Origin of the sequence: Lutimaribacter degradans (genome assembly GCF_023703375.1) — a bacterium.
Classification (GTDB): domain Bacteria; phylum Pseudomonadota; class Alphaproteobacteria; order Rhodobacterales; family Rhodobacteraceae; genus Lutimaribacter; species Lutimaribacter degradans.
Map to the genome: position 1 here is coordinate 173,841 of NZ_JAMQGO010000003.1, position 19,012 is coordinate 192,852.

The 19,012-nt window shown below is 59.9% G+C and carries 15 protein-coding genes; 6 read left to right on the forward strand and 9 right to left on the reverse strand.

The window, feature by feature from the left end; translation table 11 throughout:
- Positions 1-74: 74 nt before the first annotated feature.
- From M8744_RS07160 to M8744_RS07185, 6 genes are all read right to left on the reverse strand, one after another.
- Positions 75-1,175: a flagellar basal body P-ring protein FlgI gene (locus M8744_RS07160; protein WP_251411656.1), complete on the reverse strand. Its 1,101-nt coding sequence runs from the start codon at positions 1,173-1,175 to the stop codon at positions 75-77.
- Positions 1,175-2,176, reverse strand: coding sequence for a flagellin (locus tag M8744_RS07165; protein WP_251411659.1), 1,002 nt, complete (start codon positions 2,174-2,176; stop codon positions 1,175-1,177). Before M8744_RS07165 ends, M8744_RS07160 begins: the two co-directional genes overlap by 1 nt.
- A 3-nt stretch (positions 2,177-2,179) precedes the next feature.
- The gene (gene flgK, locus M8744_RS07170; RefSeq protein ID WP_251411662.1) at positions 2,180-3,628 is read right to left on the reverse strand and encodes a flagellar hook-associated protein FlgK; all 1,449 of its coding nucleotides are present in this window, start codon (positions 3,626-3,628) and stop codon (positions 2,180-2,182) included.
- A gap of 21 nt (positions 3,629-3,649) precedes the next feature.
- Positions 3,650-4,951, reverse strand: coding sequence for a flagellar hook protein FlgE (locus tag M8744_RS07175; RefSeq protein ID WP_251411665.1), 1,302 nt, complete (start codon positions 4,949-4,951; stop codon positions 3,650-3,652).
- A gap of 88 nt (positions 4,952-5,039) precedes the next feature.
- On the reverse strand, positions 5,040-5,885 hold the full coding sequence (locus M8744_RS07180; protein ID WP_251411667.1) for a flagellar motor protein MotB: 846 nt from the start codon (positions 5,883-5,885) through the stop codon (positions 5,040-5,042).
- 120 nt (positions 5,886-6,005) lie between these two features.
- Complete coding sequence (locus M8744_RS07185) at positions 6,006-6,614, reverse strand: alpha-ketoglutarate-dependent dioxygenase AlkB family protein (protein WP_251411670.1); 609 nt, start codon at positions 6,612-6,614, stop codon at positions 6,006-6,008.
- A 182-nt stretch (positions 6,615-6,796) separates the two neighbouring features.
- Here M8744_RS07185 and dnaK point away from each other — a divergent pair, with 182 nt between their 5' ends.
- The 3 genes from dnaK (at position 6,797) to radC (ending at position 10,815) form a co-directional block, all read left to right on the forward strand.
- Positions 6,797-8,716 carry a molecular chaperone DnaK gene (gene dnaK, locus M8744_RS07190; protein WP_251411673.1) on the forward strand — a complete coding sequence of 640 codons (1,920 nt, stop codon included), beginning with the start codon at positions 6,797-6,799 and terminating at the stop codon, positions 8,714-8,716.
- A gap of 77 nt (positions 8,717-8,793) precedes the next feature.
- Positions 8,794-9,951 (forward strand): molecular chaperone DnaJ, encoded by a 1,158-nt coding sequence (gene dnaJ, locus M8744_RS07195; protein WP_251411677.1) that lies wholly within the window; start codon positions 8,794-8,796, stop codon positions 9,949-9,951.
- Between the two features lie 96 nt (positions 9,952-10,047).
- Positions 10,048-10,815: a RadC family protein gene (gene radC, locus M8744_RS07200; RefSeq protein WP_251411680.1), complete on the forward strand. Its 768-nt coding sequence runs from the start codon at positions 10,048-10,050 to the stop codon at positions 10,813-10,815.
- Here radC and M8744_RS07205 read toward each other — a convergent pair.
- The 3 genes from M8744_RS07205 to secA all read right to left on the reverse strand — a co-directional run bounded on the left by M8744_RS07205 (position 10,812) and on the right by secA (position 16,279).
- Positions 10,812-12,371: a substrate-binding domain-containing protein gene (locus M8744_RS07205; RefSeq protein WP_251411683.1), complete on the reverse strand. Its 1,560-nt coding sequence runs from the start codon at positions 12,369-12,371 to the stop codon at positions 10,812-10,814. The two genes, radC and M8744_RS07205, sit on opposite strands and share 4 nt — an antisense overlap.
- Before the next feature lie 29 nt (positions 12,372-12,400).
- Positions 12,401-13,429 (reverse strand): hypothetical protein, encoded by a 1,029-nt coding sequence (locus M8744_RS07210; RefSeq protein WP_251411686.1) that lies wholly within the window; start codon positions 13,427-13,429, stop codon positions 12,401-12,403.
- Between the two features lie 117 nt (positions 13,430-13,546).
- Positions 13,547-16,279, reverse strand: coding sequence for a preprotein translocase subunit SecA (gene secA, locus M8744_RS07215; protein WP_251411689.1), 2,733 nt, complete (start codon positions 16,277-16,279; stop codon positions 13,547-13,549).
- 176 nt (positions 16,280-16,455) lie between these two features.
- On the opposite strand from secA, the gene M8744_RS07220 reads away from it, so the two are divergent.
- From M8744_RS07220 to mutT, 3 genes are read left to right on the forward strand one after another with little or no spacing between them, the layout of a single operon-like run.
- Positions 16,456-17,301, forward strand: coding sequence for a peptidylprolyl isomerase (locus tag M8744_RS07220; protein ID WP_251411692.1), 846 nt, complete (start codon positions 16,456-16,458; stop codon positions 17,299-17,301).
- A 3-nt stretch (positions 17,302-17,304) separates the two neighbouring features.
- The gene (argJ, locus tag M8744_RS07225) at positions 17,305-18,531 is read left to right on the forward strand and encodes a bifunctional glutamate N-acetyltransferase/amino-acid acetyltransferase ArgJ (protein WP_251411695.1); all 1,227 of its coding nucleotides are present in this window, start codon (positions 17,305-17,307) and stop codon (positions 18,529-18,531) included.
- Positions 18,528-18,926, forward strand: a complete 399-nt coding sequence (gene mutT, locus M8744_RS07230; RefSeq protein WP_251411698.1) for an 8-oxo-dGTP diphosphatase MutT — start codon at positions 18,528-18,530, stop codon at positions 18,924-18,926. The genes argJ and mutT overlap by 4 nt, the downstream gene beginning before the upstream one ends.
- The last annotated feature ends 86 nt before the right edge of the window (positions 18,927-19,012 follow it).

A 19,012-nucleotide genomic window follows, 5' to 3' on the forward strand; every position in this document is an offset into this window, starting at 1 on the left:
CAAGCTACGCACGCAGGACGAGCAAGAAGTTCAGTTTCTGCGCAGCAAGCCCGCGTGGAACGCGCGTTTTCCGGTCAACGCACCACGAAATCTGCATGCAAGGCACCCGCGGACTTTATACTTTTCAGAATGTCGATCATGTCGCGCGGCGACACGCCAAGTGCATTCAAGCCGGCCACGACTTCGGACAGCGAGGTACCTTCGGGCACCTCTGCCAGCCCGATTCCGGGTTCTTCAAGAATCTCGGCTTCGGTTCTAGGCACGACAACGGTTTCGCCATCTGTGAACGGGTTGGGCTGAATGGCCAACGGCCGTTCCTGGATGCGCAGGGTCAGGTTGCCCTGAGACACCGCAACCCGGGAAATTCGCACATCTTCGCCCATCACGATGGTACCTGACCGCTGATCGACAACGACACGCGCCCGACGTTCGGGTTCGACCGACAGATTTTCGATGCGGCCAAGAGCATGCGCTGGCGAGCGCGCTCGGGTTGCGCCGACATTCAACTCGACGGTACCGGCATCCAGCATCACTGCAACCTCACGTCCAAAACTTGCGTTGATGCGTGTTTCGATGCGCGCCGCTGTCGTGAAATCGGGTTCTCTCAATGCCAGGCGCAACATGCTGAGCTGCGTGAAATCGAAATCAATTTCGCGCTCGACATACGCGCCCGAAGGGATTGATCCTGCCGTGGGCACGCCCTCAACCGTGGCAGCGCCCTGACCTTCGGCAACCGCGCCACCGGCGATCACTGTACCCTGCGCCACCGCGTATATCTGGCCGTCTGCAGCGTTCAATGGCGTCATGATAAGTGTACCACCCAGAAGGCTCTTGGCATCGCCGACAGCAGAAACCGTAACGTCGATTCGACTGCCTGCCCGCGCGAATGGTGGAAGATTTGCGGTCACGAAAACGGCGGCCACGTTTTTCGGGCGAAATTGCTCTCCGCTGACATTCACGCCAAGTCGCTCGAGGATATTGGTCATGATTTCCTCGGTGAAGGGTGCGTTTCGTATACCGTCCCCCGTGCCGTTCAAGCCGACCACAAGGCCATACCCCACCAGGTCGTTACCGCGAACCCCATCAAACTCGACAAGATCCTTTATTCGCACAGGACTTGCCAGTGCGTTCACGGGAAAGGCTGCCGCGACCGCGACCACCAGTGCAATGCGCATCACATGAACTCCGTCAAAGACAGCCGGGAAAGGCGCACTGTTACCGTATACAGGTTTTCAAGATTCGACTGGACGCTTTCAAGGCGTGTCGCCGTCTCGTAAGGGTCGACCCCGAGAAGGGCACCACGCGCCTGTTCAAGCGCCAGGCTCTCTGACGCAAGACGCACGGTTGTTTCCTCAAGTCGAGATTGCGCAACCCCCAACTCGGCCCTGGCTGACGTGATACCGCCCTGGACAGACAAAAGTTCTGTGCCCGCGGCCGCGTAAATTTGCTGTCGCGTCGCAACCCCCAATGACGGGTCGTCAGCGAGGGCTGCAAATGCCACCAGCTTAAGCGTTTCGCGAAAAACTAGCTGGTCTGCGCGCAGATCAAGCTGTGCCATTTCGCCTTGTGCGACCTGGTAGGGTGGAGCCGAGTCTCCGGCACCGGTGTATCCAACGGTTTCAAACCCGCCCCCGGGCATCTCGAACCAATCATCAAGGGCGGCCCTTATATCCGCAACAGACGTCATGCCAACAACCGCTGAACGGATGTCCGCCAAAATCGCCTCGGAATCGGCAAGCGCGGATTGCCCCACTGCCGCTCCGGCGAACAGGCTGCGACCGGCAACACGCGTGTTCAGAACGCCAACAACGCGGCCGAATGTATCTTGCGCTGTTTTTGCACCAAGCTGGGACGTTTCAGGCTGGGCCGCCTCGGCAAGGGATACAAGATCTGCCGACAAATCGGTTGCCATGTCCTGCAGATTACCCAGTGCAGATTGCATTGCATCCGTCACGGTAGACGCTTCGAGCGCAGCCTGTCGAAAAGCGGCATTTCCGGTCAGGCGCTGCTCTAGGTCGGCAAATGCGCGCAGATCACCGCCAAGATGCCTGATCGGGTCGGCCGTTTCGCCGGTTGCCAATTCGGTGCTGAGCCGTTGCATTTCGCTGCGCAACGAGACATTCGGTTGCCGCAGCATGAATTGTGTCGCCAGATCGCCAAGCGTCGTGATTGTCATCGTTCAGATCCTCATCAACGTGTCGATCAATTTGCCGACGGTTTCGATTACCCGTGCATTGGCGGCATAGCTTTGCTCGAGACGCATGAGATTTTGCATTTCGGCATCGGTATCCACACCGCCTTCCCGTTCGAGGGTCAGCAATGCGTCGCGCTGTGCGGTCACAAAGGCATTTCGACGGTGCTGTTCATTGAGATCCGATGCTGCGTTTGATTGCAGATCGGCAACCAGGCCATGCAGCGATCGGCCAACCGCCGGCAAAGCGGGCGATTCCGGCTTCTGCGTCGCACCAAGTGCTGCACTCATCGCCGTCAACAAGCGCCCGTCGCCGGTAGACCCCTGCGTGACTGCGGCCAGCCCGTCACGCATCCGCCAAGTCGCCCCACCGGAATCGGGGTCAACCGCCGCGTGCACGGACAGCCTGCCAGCAAGCCCCGTTTCGTTCACCGGGACAACGCTTGCGCCAGCATCGGTGAACAAGCCTGCATCGCCGCTCGACAGGGTGGGATCAAGGCTTGTAACTTGGAAACGCTCCGCAAGGTCGCGCGCCACGGCATCGAGGCCGGCCTGTGCCCGGACCAGTGTACGATCGCGCATGTCAAATAACGCCCCAAGCGAGCCACCGCCCAGCGACCCACCCGCCGGATCGACCGAAACCGGGTTTCCGTTGATGGTAAGCCCGGATAGCAGGCCGGCCGCAGCCGTCATGTGGGGCATGATCGTCGGTGTCGGTGCAAAGCCGATTTCAGCTGCCTGACCTTCCAGCAATATCGCACCTTTAGGCGTATAAAGCGCAACAGCATCATTCGCGCGTGACGCCACACGGATCGGCACGATCTGGCTGATTTCGTCCAGCATCCGGTCACGTTGATCCAGCAGCGCGGCCTTTTCATGACCGGTCGCAGGGGAAATGCGGGCGTTCATACCTTCCAGATCTTCAAGAAGCGTATTCAACCGCATCACCTGCGTATCAATGGTACGATCAGCCTTTTCACGAAGCTGCTGGAAATCGCCCGACATCGTATTGAGCGCTTGCGCCACTTCTTTGGCCCGAGAAACCGCGATATCAAGCCGCGTTGTCACGTTCGGCTGGCTGGCCGCCGACACCAAAGCTGCGTCGAATTCGGCAAGGATCGTGCCAAGCGCACCCGGGGCGCCGGGCAGTCCGGCGATGTCCGAAACGGGCTCAAGGAAACTGCTGCGTGTCTGGGCGTTTGCATTATCGGCATCCACCAAGCGGCGATCCGATTGCAGGGCAAGATCGACATGTCGCGTCATTCCAGTGACCGTAACGCCACCATGCCCGCCGATGACGCGAGAGGCCAATTCCAGGCTTCGCGGCATGTACCCCTCGTTTGTCGCGTTCGACACGTTCGAGGAAACGACCTGGGCCCCACGCGAAGCGGCGGTAAGCCCGGAAAGGGCATTTGAAAGCGCGCCAGAAATACTCATTGCGTTCGCCTTTCGTCAGGATCAGCGTTTGATATTGGTGGTTTCCTGCAACATCTCGTCGACGGTCTGTATGACCTTCGCGTTCGAGGAATAGGCGCGCTGGGTCTTGATCATGGTGGTCAGTTCACCGGCGACATCGGTGGTCGACTCTTCGCGCGAATAGGCCGCCACGTCCCCGGTCGGCCCATCCCCTGCATCCCACAGGAAATAGGTTCCGCTATCGGGCGACGGCAGATAGGTTTGCTGATCCAGCGCCACCATGCCGTTCGGGTTGGGCATATCGACCAGCGGAATCTGGTAGATGCGACGTGAGACCCCGGTATCGAAAAGCGCATAAACGAAACCGTTCTCATCGACCTCGACCGAGGTCATGTTGCCCACGGGCGATCCATCCTTGGAAATGGAAAGTGGCGCAAAACTGTCGGAAAGCTGCGTGAGCCCGCCGCTTTCACCGGGACGCCCGATATTGATTTCCATCGGCCCGCCGGCAACATCGACAATCATCGTGCCCGTGGTCGGATCATACCCTCCCCCGGATACGGTCGCGACCGACGCCAGCGTACCTCCCGAGCTGCGCCCGTCATCGAATATCAGATTGTATTCACCGACCACTGCGTCACCAGACGCGGAATCCCTGATGACCATGGTCCATGCGTTTGACGAGCCCGTGGCCGGAACCGTTGGAGAGAATTCGACCGACAGGTTCTCCGATGTTCCAAGGTTGTCGAAATACTCGACCGAGAGTTCCTCTACTTCACCCGATGCGCCGGCCGAAGTTGCAACCGCTGGCAGGTTCACGCCGAGCGACATACGCGTGGTCGGCTCTCCGGTAAACTGGTTTGCATTGACCTGCACGGGAACCAACCCGGCCGATGTGTCGCGCGGATAAGTTGGGATGGATCCGTCCGCCAAGGCTGGCCAGCCCATCAGCGTAAGCCCTGATTCCGTGCGCAGGTATCCATCGGCATCGGTTCGAAATGACCCGGTGGTTGACAGATACATCGTGGTATCGCCATTCCCGACGCCAACCTGGGTTGCCCTTGCAACAGGCAGGAACCCCCGGCCGCGCACAGACAGATCTGTCGCATTTGACGTTGTCACGAGTGAACCGCTTTGGTCGATCAGGCGTTGGTTGGTCGTACGAACGCCCCCGGCCGCGTATGCACGGCCCGAGTTCGAAAGAACCATGGAATGGAAATCGGTTTCGACCCGCCTGTACCCGTAGGTTGCTGAGTTCGCGATATTGTCCGAAATCGATGCCAGGCGGCTGGCATTCGCCGCCAGCCCCGCCACGCCGGCATTGAGCGAAGAGGAAATCGTCATGGATACGCCTTTCTGCTGCATCAGCCAAATCTTCTGGACACAGGCATAAGGGCGTTGGCTTAACACCGCGCTAATAGATAAAATCCGATCAACGCGACGTGCGCAGCAATACAAGCTCCAATCGATTGTTTCGAATCGACATCGGGTTTTGTGTTGCCGGTTCGCGATCGGCATGGCCGGTAACGCGGCGAATTCGGTCAACCGGAAATTCCTGCCCTTCGATCAAACCCCGGGTGACATTCGCGCGGTCGACCGACAAGGGCCAGACCGGGTTGTCGACAAGCACCAGCGGGCGTGCGGCAACGTGGCCTTCGATTGCCAATGGGTTTTGGACCAGGGCAAATACCCTCGACAACATGGCTGACAACTCTTGCAGCAAGGCCGTGGGCTGGGCCGTCGCCCCCTGAAACAAGGGGGCGCCTTCCAGGTCAAAAACTTCGACAACCAGGCCTTCGTCGGTGACGCGTGTCAAGATATGCTTCAAGTGGTCGTCGTGAACCATGCTTTCGCCGCCCCGCCCCATCAGCGCTGCCTCGACAACCTTGAAAGCTTCTTCTTCGGCCCCAGTCTCCCGATCCGTTTCAGACACGCCGCTTTCGCCGCGAGCCTTATTTTCCTCGGTCGGGCGCAGATTTGTCGCCCCCGTTCCATTTCTTGGCAAAACTTCTTCGGAAAACACGCTGTTGCCGCCGAATATGCCTTCGCCGCCACCAGAAACACGCGCCATCGGCACGGTCGGCGTAAAGTAATCCGCGATCCCTTTACGTTGCTTTTCCGTTGTTGCGTTCAGCAGCCACATCAAAAGGAAAAATGCCATCATGGCGGTCACGAAATCGGCATAGGCAACTTTCCACGCCCCGCCGTGGTGCCCATCACCGCGTATGACCTTTTTCCGCTTGATGATGACTGGCACCGCATTGCCTTGCGCGCCCATTGCCACCACCTTTTTTACTCACCCGATACAAGGGTTAGCGCAATACTTGTTGCCAGTGCGTTAATCGGACTGGTGAGGATCAAGCCAGGAACGGGCAATTCTAAGCAAAACAATGCAAAATCAGGTGACGACCCGACAAGTCAGGTTCAACCGTCCATGTTTCGGCAAAAGGCTGGACGACCCGAACCTGATGCGGTCGACACCATGATGGACCAGGCGCGCCGCGCCGCCCATTACCAGCACATCGCCTGATTGCAGCCACAGGCTCTCGGTGCTTCCCCCCCTCTCGATATTGCCAACACGAAACAAACCCTCGTCGCCCAGGCTGATTGACAGAACCGGCCATGAAAAATCCGCTTCGTCCCTGTCCTGGTGCAAGCCCATGCGCGCACCCTCACCGTAATAGTTCACGAGACAGCAGTCCGGGTCGCTCGAGTCGGTCACCAATTCGCGCCAGACGTCCAGTACCTGCGGTGGGATCGGCGGCCAATCGGCCCCAGAGGGGTGACGCGGTTCATAGCGATAGCCACGCCGGTCACTGATCCATCCAAAACGCCCGGCCGATGTCATGCGCACACTCATCTGCTTTCCACGCCGCGTTTCAGGATGAAACATCGGCGCGGCGGCAACCACGTCGCGCAGCGCTGCAACCAGGCGTTTCTGGGCCGCGGTTTCAAGATAACCCCGATACAAAAGGACTCCGCGCAAGTTATGTGGGCTGACCGTCATGAAAATTACCCGTGATTCATCAATTCCATCTAGTTGCGGTGCTTGCAGGGTGAAACACCCCTCCTTATATACGCCCAGAAGCAGCGCACCGCACATCGGTGTCGCACAAACAATTCGGGGCAGGGATGCCATAACGGGTCCTGGCCTCGTTTCATCGCCTTGAAAAGAAAGGGATCGAAAACATGGGTAAAGTGATCGGTATCGACCTCGGCACCACCAATAGCTGCGTGGCGATCATGGACGGCTCGCAGCCGAAGGTCATCGAAAACTCCGAAGGCACGCGTACGACGCCTTCGATTGTCGCCTTCACCGACGACGAGCGTCTGGTGGGCCAACCGGCCAAGCGCCAGGCCGTGACCAACGCAACCAACACGATTTTTGGCGTAAAGCGGCTGATCGGCCGTCGGTTCGACGATTCGGACCTAGCCAAGGACAAGAAGAACATGCCGTTCAACGTGATTGACGGCGGCAACGGCGACGCATGGGTTGAGGTGAAGGGTGAAAAGTACAGCCCCAGCCAAATCTCGGCCTTCATCCTCGGCAAGATGAAGGAAACCGCCGAAAGCTATCTTGGCGAGGAAGTGACCCAGGCAGTCATCACCGTTCCGGCTTATTTCAACGACGCCCAGCGCCAAGCCACCAAGGACGCAGGCAAAATTGCCGGCCTCGAGGTTCTGCGCATTATCAACGAGCCGACAGCAGCCGCACTGGCCTATGGCCTCGACAAGGAAGAAAGCCAGACCATTGCCGTGTATGACCTTGGCGGTGGCACGTTCGACGTGACAATCCTTGAAATCGACGACGGCCTGTTCGAAGTGAAATCCACCAACGGGGATACGTTCCTGGGCGGTGAAGATTTCGACATGCGAATCGTCAACTACCTAGCGGACGAGTTCAAGAAAGAGCACAATGTCGACCTGACCAAGGACAAGATGGCCCTGCAGCGGCTCAAGGAAGCTGCCGAGAAGGCCAAGATCGAACTGTCCAGTTCCAGCCAGACGGAGATCAACCAGCCGTTCATCGCGATGGACCCGAACAGCGGCACGCCGCTGCACATGGTGATGAAGCTGACCCGCGCCAAGCTGGAAAGCCTTGTGGGCGACCTGATCAAAGCATCGATGAAGCCCTGCCAGGCCGCGCTGAAAGACGCAGGCCTGTCCGCCAGCGACATTGACGAGGTCGTGTTGGTTGGCGGTATGACCCGCATGCCCAAGGTCATGGAAGAAGTGACCAAGTTCTTCGGCAAGGAGCCGCACAAGGGCGTGAACCCCGACGAGGTCGTGGCCATGGGTGCTGCCATCCAGGCCGGCGTGCTGCAAGGCGACGTGAAAGATGTTGTCCTGCTTGATGTCACGCCGCTGTCGCTGGGCATCGAAACGCTGGGCGGCGTGTTCACCCGCCTGATCGACCGCAATACCACGATCCCCACGAAGAAAAGCCAGATCTTCTCAACCGCCGAAGACAACCAGTCGGCCGTGACGATCCGCGTCTTCCAGGGCGAGCGTGAGATGGCCGCCGACAACAAGCTTCTGGGCGCCTTCAACCTGGAAAACATCCCGCCTGCTCCGCGTGGCATGCCCCAGATCGAGGTGACGTTCGACATTGACGCCAACGGCATCGTGTCGGTCAGCGCCAAGGACAAGGGCACCGGCAAGGAACAGAAGATCACAATCCAGGCGTCGGGCGGTCTGTCTGATGACGACATCGAAAAGATGGTCAAGGAAGCCGAGGAAAACGCCGAGGCCGACAAGGCCCGCAAAGAACTGGTCGAGGCCCGCAACCAGGCCGAGTCGCTGATCCATTCGACCGAAAAGTCGATGGAAGAGCACGGCGACAAGGTCGACCCCTCGACGATCGAGGCGATCGAGCTGGCCGTGGCCGCGCTCAAGGACGAGCTGGAAAAAGACAATGCCGACAAGATCAAGTCCGGCATCCAGAACGTCACCGAAGCGGCAATGAAACTGGGCGAAGCCATCTACAAGGCGCAGGCCGAAGAAGGTGAAGACGGCCCCACCGCAGCGGATGACGCCTCGGACACGGGTGGTGACGACGACATCGTTGACGCCGATTTCGAAGATCTGGACGACGACAAGCGCAAGTAAGCGCGCTTTGCGGAACCAATCAGGGCCGGTCCGGGCACCGGGCCGGCCCTTTTCGTTCCGCCAAAGGGGGACCCCCAATGGCAAAACGTGACTTTTACGATGTGCTGGGCATTTCCAAGGGCGCGACGCCCGAAGAAATCAAGAAAGCCTACCGCAAGAAGGCCAAGGAGCTGCACCCCGACCGCAACGCGGACAACCCCGATGCCGAGGCGCAGTTCAAAGAGGCCAACGAAGCCTACGAAATTCTTAAAGATGCCGAAAAAAAAGCGGCCTACGACCGGTTCGGCCACGCCGCCTTCGAAGGTGGTATGGGCGGCGGTGGCGGCGGTGCGCGCCCAGGCGGCGGCGGCTTCCATGGGCAGGGCGATTTCGCCAGCGCCTTTTCCGATATCTTCGACGACCTGTTCGGAATGGGCGGAGGTGGCGCTGCTGGCGGCCGGCAACGCGCCGCGCGTGGCGCCGACCTGCGCTATAACCTGCGCGTGACGCTGGAAGAGGCCTATAAGGGCCTCCAGAAAACCATCAACGTGCCGACATCCGTGGCCTGTGACGCGTGCAGCGGTTCGGGCGCCGAAGGCGGTGCCGAGCCAACCACTTGCCCCACCTGTTCGGGTATGGGCAAGGTGCGGGCGCAACAGGGCTTTTTCACGATCGAGCGCACCTGTCCAACCTGTGGCGGGCTAGGGCAGACAATCAAGAACCCCTGCAAGGTCTGCGGCGGGCAAGGCCGTGTGGAAAAAGACCGCGCACTGTCGGTGAATATCCCTGCCGGTGTTGAAACCGGCACCCGTATCCGCCTGGCCGGAGAAGGCGAAGCCGGAATGCGCGGCGGCCCCTCGGGTGACCTTTACATTTTCATCGATGTCGCGCCGCATGACATCTTCGAACGCGACGGCACGAATCTCTTTTGCCGCGTACCGGTTTCGATGACTTCCGCCGCGCTTGGCGGCGATATAGAGGTACCGACGATCGATGGTGGCCGTTCACGCGTCAAGATACCGGCCGGTAGCCAATCTGGCCGCCAGATGCGTCTGCGCGGTAAAGGCATGCCAGCCCTGCGCGGCGGTGGATATGGCGACATGTTCATTGAACTTGCCGTTGAAACCCCGGTGAACCTGACCAGCCGCCAGAAAGAGATGTTGCGCGAATTCGAGGCTCTGTCGGAAGACAACAACCCAGAAAGCAAAAGCTTCTTTTCGTCGGTCAAGGGTTTCTGGGATTCGATGAAAGGCTGATACCGCAAGCACCACGCGACAGGCGCGCCCTCACAGGGCGCGCTTTTTCTTTGTGCATTAACCAACCGTTCATCAAGGCGGGCACATTCTACCGCCATGACGCAGCCACGCAATGCCCTTGGTGAAATGCCCTTGCCGCTGTTCAACACGGACGAGGCCGCTGGACAGGCGCCCCTGCCCTCGGGGCGTCTGCCCTCGTATATCGCCGATCATCGCAAGCGATTGCGCGCACGGTTCATGGACGGCGGTGCGCAGGCCATGCCCGACTACGAATTGCTGGAACTTGTTTTGTTCCGGGCCATTCCACGGCAGGATGTGAAACCCTTGGCCCGTGAATTGCTTGACAGCTTTGGCGACTTCAACGGTGTCGTCACCGCCCCTGCAACCCGTCTTTCCGAGATCAAGGGCATCGGCCCTTCGGTCATTTGCGAGTTGAAGATCATCGAGGCCGCGGCTCAGCGCCTGTCACGCGCCCGCGTGATGCAGCGCCACGTTGTCAGCAGCTGGAACCAGTTGTTGGACTATTGCCATACCACCATGGCGCACCGTGATACCGAACAGTTTCGGGTGCTTTTCCTTGATCGCAAGAACGTGCTGATCGCGGATGAAGCCCAGGCAAGCGGCACGGTCGATCATGTGCCCGTCTACCCGCGCGAAGTTGTGAAACGCGCATTGGAGCTGAACGCCAGCGCATTGATCCTGGTTCACAATCACCCGTCGGGCGACCCAACCCCATCCCAGGCGGATATCGCGATGACCCGGCAGATCGAGAACGCCGCGCAAGCGCTGTCGATCACGCTGCACGACCACCTGATCATCGGTAAGTCACGCGAGCTCAGCTTTCGAGAGCAAGGGCTGCTTTAGCGCACCCAGACCTCGACCCGCCGGTTGACCAGTCGGCCCCACGCACTGTCATCGCAAGCCATCGGCATCGCCTCGCCAAACGCGTCAACCTCCAGCCCGATCCGTGAAAGGTTCGCCGTCTCGGCCGCAATCTGAACCGCGCGGCGCACCGCCTCGGCCCGCCGCACAGAAATTTCGCGGTTGATCCGGGCCGACCCTTCGCCATCGGAAAAACCAACAAACAACAACTCGCGCGTGTCATATGTGCCCGCCTCCAGCGCGCGGGCCAACTGCTCGACGTTCGACCTGGATTGCGCATCCAGCCGGGTTGAACCTTGCTCGAACCGGAACGTCGTGGTCAATCGCCGCATGGGTGACAAGACACTGACCATGCGCTGCAACTCTTCCAGCCCTATTTCCTCGCCGGCTTGGGAAATCGCGTTTGCAAACCGGTTGCCTTGGGCATCAACAGGTATTTCCTCGGGGGTCTGATCGACAAACCCGGCACGCCGTATAACCAACTGCGCTTGCGGACCACGCAGGTAAGTCAGGAATTCGCGCGCCAGTTTCGGCAATCGTCGTGCGGGCAGATACAGGAAAAGCGGCGCTGTCAGCGGGTAATCCTCGGTCTTCACGTTGCGCCGTTCGGCCCGCAGGGTAAAGCCGCAGGCCCCTGACAATGCCAGTTGCTTGGTCAGACCCAGCGATGCGGCCGACGCCAGCCCTAGCCCAAAAGGGTCATCGGCCACCGCCCTGGCCAGCGCATCGTTCGAGTCATGCCGCTCGACCCCGGGTGCAAGCTCGGCGCGGGCCGGGTTCAAAAGCCGGTCAACCACGGCCTGACCAAGGCCCGAGCGCCCGTCGCGAAGGTGAAGGGTTATCGGCGCATCCGGCCCGCCAAGGTCACGCCAATTGTCAATCTGGCCCGAGAAGGCGTGCGCCAGATCGGTTGTCGTGATGTCGGCCACCGGGTTGTCCTGGGACACGATAGGCACCAGGGCATCCAGCGCCAGCACGCGCGCGCGCCTGGGCCCGCGCAGGTTGCCCATGCCAGCCTCTTGCGCGCGTTCCGCCTCTGCATCGCGTATCTCGCGCAGCGACATCACGATATCAGCGTCATTCACCAGCAAGTCGGCGAAACCTTCGTCGGTATTGGTTGCATGGATGTGAAACCGGCCCATCAACTCGCCTGTCTCGCGATTGCGCAGCAGATAGGTGAACCGCGCGCCCTCACCCGCCTGGCGCGTGGCCGACAGGCCATTGCGCAGGGCAAATGCCTCGACCAGGGCGGGCATCAGAACCGAACCCATCGTATCGGCGCCCGACATCCGCAATTCGGCCACAAAGGCTGTAAGATTGGGGCAACCGGGGCCTTCGCACAGAACGCCCGAGCCATCTACGGTAAGTTCACCGTAAATGGTTTCGACCCGGTAGAACTCACCGTCGAACCCCAACAATGTGCCGTTGATTTCAACCGACCCGTCGCGCGACGTCAGGGTGACGTCTTGTGCCAGCGCCGTGAATGCCCCCAAGGCAAGGAAAAGTGCGGCGCAAAACGCCGCACGACAGTATTTCATGAAGGAAATGCGCCCCTGACGCTGTTGTTCTAGTTGCGGGCGATTTTCAGGTCTTGGAACAGGTTTTTCAACAACAGAATGTCACCCGATACATCGCAGGATGGCACGGTCAGCATCAGATCCTGAACTTTCAGCGTGCCTCCGACCCCAAGTTCGATCGCTTGGCCTTCGATATCCCGGTTGCAATTGCCCTCAGACACCACGGCTTCGGCGCTCAGAATGACATCACCGTCCCGCGCGGCTCCAACCGGAAAGGTGTAAACCTCGGCCCGCAGCCCATCGGGAAGATCGGGGTCACCAAGCGTGGTCAGGTAACCACCTTGCCCTTCAAGTATTTGCCCGATGTCACCCGGGGCGTCGCGCCAGACATGCCCCGCATCGCCATAGTCGGCACCGTATTCAAGGGCATGTACCTGGAAACCGGCATCGCCACGCCATTGCAACACGACGCGCTGATAGGCATCCAGATCATCGAGGTTGGCGCGCGCCACGGCACCCGCGCCATTCTCGAACGATGCGATGTACAGCGCATCGGACGCCAAGGCCGGCGCACGCAATTGCACATTGCCCTCGTCATCCGTCAGGACCGATATCATCATGCCGTTATGATGCAATGTCATGCGCGCGTCAGGCATACAGCTCGCACTGACAGCCAGGTCAACCATGCCAGCGGGTGCCGGCGTTGCCGTCATCACCGGCTCGCACGCCTCGACCTCAGACAGGGGCACAGCGGGGGGTGACTCCGTCGCGGGCGCCTTGGCGTCCAGCGCGGCTATTTCAATTGGGGCCGGGGCTTGTGACATCTCTGTTTCGACGGCCATCGGTTTATCCGGGGCCGAGATGAAAGACACGTCGCTGACCTCTAGCTTCGGCTGCTCGGGGGCCTTGCCGGACATGGGAACAGGTGTGTCCACAGCGGCATCGCTGCGCGTATCAAGCGATGCGGTTTGCGCAGATGTGTCCGGCACGGGCTGCGGCGACCGCTGCATTACAACCCCGATGCCAAGCGCCACGATCACCGTGCCCCCGGCCATGATATACCGTTTCGGATCAAACATACCGACCTCCAAAAACCGACTGGTTCAAGGATTTGTATGCGCGGTGAAAACGGCGCCGATGTGGCGCGCATCAGGTGTTTGTCTGACGTTTCGGCAGTAACAATCTCGTCGCGGCGCTTAGACGACGCGACCATGGCAATGTTTGAATTTCTTACCCGAACCGCAGGGGCAGACTTCGTTTCGGCCCGGATTTCCCCAAGTGGACGGGTCGTTTTCATCAAAACCACCCTCCAATTCGGCCACCGTGCGGGCCTCGGACTCGGCAGTGGCCTGATCCAGGGCAGCCTGTTGCGCGGCTTGCTGGGCAGCAAGCTCTTGCACCATGGCTTGCTGTTCCTGTTCGGTCAGCGGCCTGATCTGTGACAGCTTCTGCGTCACTTCGGTGCGCAGGCTATCCAGCATGGTCTCGAACAAATGGAAACTTTCCGACTTGTATTCGTTCAGCGGATCGCGCTGCGCATAGCCACGGAAGCCCACGACCGAGCGCAGATGCTCTAGCGTCAACAGGTGTTCACGCCACTTGCCATCAATGGTTTGCAGCAGGATCTGCTTTTCGATCTGGCGCATGGTGTCGGCGCCGAATGCCTCGGCCTTTTCGGCCATCAGCTTGTCGCTGGCCTCTTCCAGACGCTCGGCAATGTCATCATCGTCCACGCCTTCCTCGTTGGCCCAGTCAATCACCGGCACGTCGATGCCAAGGTATTCGATACAGGCCGCATAAAGCCCCTCGGTATCCCATTGGTCGGCATAGGTCTTGGGCGGCATGTATTGCTCGACCAGGTCTGCGATCACCTCGTGGCGCATGTCCGCCACGATTTCCGAAAGGTCTTTCGCCTCCATGATCTCGCGGCGTTGGGCAAAGATCACCTTGCGCTGCTCATTCATGACGTCGTCGAATTTCAGCAACTGCTTGCGTATATCGAAATTTCGCCCTTCGACCTTGGCCTGCGCGCGCTCCAGCGATTTGTTCACCCATGGGTGCACGATGGCCTCGCCTTCTTTCATGCCCAGGCTCGACAACACCTTGTCCAGCCGCTCCGAGCCGAAAATGCGCATCAGGTCGTCTTCCAGCGACAGGAAAAAGGCACTGCGCCCCGGGTCGCCCTGACGGCCTGACCGGCCGCGCAGCTGGTTATCGATGCGGCGGCTTTCGTGGCGCTCGGTGGCCAGGACGAAAAGGCCGCCGGCCTCTTTCACCTTTTGCTCGTCGGCGTCGTGCTCGGCCTCGATCTTCTTGCGAATTTCCTCGGGGTCGGCATCGGGGTTGGCCTCGATCGCTTCCATGATCTGGAAATCGACGTTGCCGCCCAGCTTGATGTCCGTACCACGGCCCGCCATGTTCGTGGCGATGGTCACCGCGCCAAGGCGCCCGGCATCGGCGATGATCTGGGCCTCCTTGTCATGCTGGCGCGCGTTCAGAACATTGTGCTTGATCCCGGCCTGCGTCAGAAGCTGCGACAGATATTCCGATTTTTCGATGCTCGTGGTGCCCACAAGGGTCGGCTGACCCTTCTCGCTGGCCTCCTTGATGGTTTCCACGATAGCGGCGAATTTTTCGTCGGCGGTGCGATACACGGCATCGTCGTCGTCTTTACGGGCAATCGGCCTGTTCGTAGGCACTTCGACCACGCCAAGGCCATAGATCGTCTGGAATTCCTCGGCCTCTGTGACAGCGGTGCCGGTCATGCCGGCCAACTTGTCGTAAAGGCGGAAATAGTTCTGGAACGTCACCTGCGCCAACGTCACGTTCTCGGGCTGGATGGGGCAGCCCTCCTTTGCCTCGATGGCCTGGTGCAACCCGTCCGACAAGCGCCGCCCCGCCATCATGCGGCCGGTAAACTCGTCAACCAGTACAACCTCGTTCTCGCCCTGCGCCCCCGGGCCGGTGGCAGGGCGCACGATGTAATCCTTGTCCCGCTGGAAAAGCTTGTGCGCGCGCAATGCCTGGTTGATGTGGTGCACGATCGTCGTGCTTTCGGGGTCATAAAGCGATTGATCCTCGGGCAGGATACCGCGCGCGTGCAACTGCTCCTCAAGCCACTCGTTGCCCTCGTCGGTGAAGGTCACGTTTTTCTGCTTTTCATCCAGTGTGAAATGCGAGTCCTGGATTTCGGGGATGAATCGGTCAATCGTCACATACAGGTCGCTACGGTCTTGCGACGGGCCCGAGATGATCAGCGGCGTACGCGCCTCATCGATCAAAATGCTGTCGACCTCGTCCACGATGGCAAAGTTGTGCCCGCGCTGCGCCATGTCCGACAGCTCGGCCTTCATGTTGTCACGCAGATAATCGAACCCGAGTTCGTTGTTCGTGGCATAGGTGATGTCGGCAGCGTAGGCCTCGCGCTTTTCGTCATCGGGCTGCTGCGGCACTACCACGCCGGTTGTCATGCCAAGCGCCGAATAAACCTTGCTCATCCAATCAGCGTCGCGTCGGGCAAGATAATCGTTCACGGTAACGATATGCACGCCCTTGCCACCAAGCGCGTTCAGGTAGGCCGGCAAGGTGGCGACCAGCGTTTTGCCCTCACCCGTCTTCATTTCGGCGATGTTGCCCTGGTGCAGGAAAATCCCGCCCATCAGCTGCACGTCAAAGGCCCGCAGGCCCAAGGCCCGCTTGGCGCCTTCGCGGCAATTGGCAAACGCCTCGGGCAGGATGGCATCCAGCGCCTCGCCCTCTGCCACGCGCTTGCGGAACTCTTCCGTCTTCTCGATCAGGCCCGCGTCGCTGAGTTTTTCGAACTCGGGCTCCAGCGCATTGATCTTTTCAATCAGGGGGCGCGTAGCCTTGATCTTGCGGTCGTTCGGGGTGCCGAACACCTTTCGGGTGAGAGTTCCGAATCCCAGCATGATCCATCCGTTCCGGTCATTGACAAAATAGTGCGGGCCATTCGCTTGCCCGCTGTTTCCACACCGCCTAGAACGGGCGGGAAATAACAGCCAAACCGGCCACAAGGCTACGTAAGGGGCGGCTGGTAAAGTGTCAACGTCAGGGGCCATTGGTGCCCATGAAAGGAACTGTTCTTATGTCAAAACGTCTCACATTTGCTGCCGCAACCGCTTTGGCGCTGTGCCTGCCCCTGCCCGCGTTGGCCGAGGATACGCCGACATCCGAAACCGTGGTGGCCACGGTGAACGGAAAGGACATCACCCTGGGCCATATGATCCTGGTGCGCGCGAACCTGCCGCAGGATTATAACCAACTGCCCGACGAGGTGTTGTTTGACGGGATTCTCAACCAGCTTGTGCAACAAAGCGTGCTGGCGGAAACGCTCGACGATACGCCGCGCCGCGTCGAAATGGCGGTCGAGAACGAAAAGCGGCAGCTTCTTGCCGCCGAGGCCGTCGACGACCTGCTTGCCGGCGCCATGACCGATGCGGCTCTGCAAGAAGCCTATGAAGCCCAGTATGCCAATGCCGAGCCCAGCCGCGAATGGAACGCCAGCCACATCCTCGTCGAATCCGAGGAGGAGGCTGCCGCGCTGGTCGACCGTGCCCGTGGCGGCGATGATTTTGCCCAGCTGGCCCGGGATCACTCCACCGGACCGTCCGGCCCCAATGGCGGCGAACTGGGTTGGTTCAGTGCCGGCATGATGGTGCCCCCCTTCGAAGAGGCGGTGAACCAGCTTGACGCCGAAGGCATTTCCGACCCGGTGCAGACCCAGTTTGGCTGGCATGTGATCCGGCTGAACGAAACCCGCCTGAAAGATGTGCCTCCACTTGAAGAGGTCCGGGAAGAGTTGGAAATGCAGCTGCAGCAACAGATTGTCGAAGCTCGCGTACAAGAACTGACCGACGCCGCCACTGTCGAACGCGCGGTCGAAGGTATCGACAAATCGCTTCTGTCAAATATCGACCTGTTGGAGAAGTAACAGATGGGCAAGGCACTGGCCGTTTCGCCGCTGGCTCCGGCCAGTTTCCCCGAGCCTCCTGCCATTGGTGGCGTTGAAATCGCCACCGTGGCGGCCGGGGTGAAATACCAGGGTCGGACAGACGTGATGTTGGCGCGACTTGCGCCGGGCACCGCGATTGCCGGTGTTTTCACGCGCTCGGCCACGCGTTCGGCCCCGGTGCTGGATTGCCAGGAAAAGATCGGCGGTGCCACTGATGAGGGCGCCGCGATTGTGGTGAATTCGGGCAATTCAAACGCCTTCACCGGCGGGCGCGGGGTGGAATCAGTTCAGGCCATCACTCAGGCCGTGGCAAAGGCCACCGGCGTGCCGGTGGCGCGCGTGTTCACCGCATCAACCGGCGTCATCGGCGAACCATTGCCGCATGATCGCATCGTCGCCAAGCTGGGCGAATTGTCAGAGAGCCTGGCCCCCGGTCAGATCGAGGATGCCGCCCGCGCCATAATGACAACCGATACCTTTCCCAAAGGCGCAGGCCGCACGCTTAGTATCGACGGCCAAAAGGTGGGTATTGCCGGCATCGCCAAAGGGTCTGGGATGATCGCACCTGATATGGCGACGATGCTGGTCTATATCTTCACCGATGCCGCCATTGCGCAACCTGCATTGCAAGCCATGCTGGCGCGGCTGACGGACAAGACGTTCAACTGCATCACCGTGGATAGCGACACCTCGACATCCGACACGCTGCTTTGCGCGGCAACCGGGGCCTCGGGCGTGACGGTCGATGATGCGCCGGAATTCGAGACCGCCTTGCACGACATCATGCTGGATTTGGCCCACCAGGTCGTGCGCGATGGCGAAGGCGCGACGAAGTTCGTCGAAGTTGCCGTTTCAGGCGCTGCCACCGATGAAGATGCGCGTACCCATGCCCTTTCCATTGCCAATTCCCCGCTGGTCAAGACGGCGCTCGCCGGCGAAGACCCGAACTGGGGTCGTATTGTCATGGCCATCGGAAAATCAGGCGCCGCCGCCGACCGTGACCGGCTGACCATACGGTTCGGCGATATCCTGGTGGCGGAAAACGGTTGGGTCGCACCCAGCTATTCCGAAGAGGCCGGAGCCGATTACATGACAAACGCTGAACTCGTTATCGCGGTCGATCTGGGTTTGGGCACGGGCAGCGCCACCGTTTGGACCTGTGACCTGACGCATGGATATATTTCGATCAACGCGGATTACCGGTCATGAAAATCGTGCTTGTCGCCGCCGTTGCACTGATTGATCGCGATGGTCGCATCCTGCTGGCGCAACGCCCCGAGGGCAAATCAATGGCTGGCTTGTGGGAGTTTCCGGGCGGTAAGGTTGAGCCCGGCGAAACCCCTGAATCGGCCCTTGTGCGCGAATTGCACGAGGAACTGGGGATCGAGACCTGGAACAGCTGCCTCGCGCCACTGACCTTTGCAAGCCACGGCTATGATGACTTTCACTTGCTGATGCCGCTCTATGCGTGCCGGAAATGGGATGGGATTCCGCAACCGAAAGAAGGGCAAAGCCTGTCCTGGGCATATTCTCGCGAGTTGCGTGACTACCCGATGCCACCGGCCGACTTGCCGCTGATTCCGATCCTGCGTGACTGGGTGTAAGTCACGTAATCTTGTTGCGTAAGAGAAAATTAAGAAATTGATTATTTTCTGACAGCCTATACCTTACCTTCCCTATCAGGAGAAAA

Bases quoted from the DNA above. Each gene is read 5' to 3' on its own strand.
- M8744_RS07160 (WP_251411656.1), bottom strand. From the start codon at position 1,175: ATGCGCATTGCACTGGTGGTCGCGGTCGCGGCAGCCTTTCCCGTGAAC.
- M8744_RS07165 (WP_251411659.1), bottom strand. From the start codon at position 2,176: ATGACAATCACGACGCTTGGCGATCTGGCGACACAATTCATGCTGCGG.
- flgK (WP_251411662.1), bottom strand. From the start codon at position 3,628: ATGAGTATTTCTGGCGCGCTTTCAAATGCCCTTTCCGGGCTTACCGCC.
- M8744_RS07175 (WP_251411665.1), bottom strand. From the start codon at position 4,951: ATGACGATTTCCTCTTCGCTCAATGCCGGCGTGGCGGGGCTGGCGGCG.
- M8744_RS07180 (WP_251411667.1), bottom strand. From the start codon at position 5,885: ATGGGCGCGCAAGGCAATGCGGTGCCAGTCATCATCAAGCGGAAAAAG.
- M8744_RS07185 (WP_251411670.1), bottom strand. From the start codon at position 6,614: ATGACGGTCAGCCCACATAACTTGCGCGGAGTCCTTTTGTATCGGGGT.
- dnaK (WP_251411673.1), top strand. From the start codon at position 6,797: ATGGGTAAAGTGATCGGTATCGACCTCGGCACCACCAATAGCTGCGTG.
- dnaJ (WP_251411677.1), top strand. From the start codon at position 8,794: ATGGCAAAACGTGACTTTTACGATGTGCTGGGCATTTCCAAGGGCGCG.
- radC (WP_251411680.1), top strand. From the start codon at position 10,048: ATGACGCAGCCACGCAATGCCCTTGGTGAAATGCCCTTGCCGCTGTTC.
- M8744_RS07205 (WP_251411683.1), bottom strand. From the start codon at position 12,371: ATGAAATACTGTCGTGCGGCGTTTTGCGCCGCACTTTTCCTTGCCTTG.
- M8744_RS07210 (WP_251411686.1), bottom strand. From the start codon at position 13,429: ATGTTTGATCCGAAACGGTATATCATGGCCGGGGGCACGGTGATCGTG.
- secA (WP_251411689.1), bottom strand. From the start codon at position 16,279: ATGCTGGGATTCGGAACTCTCACCCGAAAGGTGTTCGGCACCCCGAAC.
- M8744_RS07220 (WP_251411692.1), top strand. From the start codon at position 16,456: ATGTCAAAACGTCTCACATTTGCTGCCGCAACCGCTTTGGCGCTGTGC.
- argJ (WP_251411695.1), top strand. From the start codon at position 17,305: ATGGGCAAGGCACTGGCCGTTTCGCCGCTGGCTCCGGCCAGTTTCCCC.
- mutT (WP_251411698.1), top strand. From the start codon at position 18,528: ATGAAAATCGTGCTTGTCGCCGCCGTTGCACTGATTGATCGCGATGGT.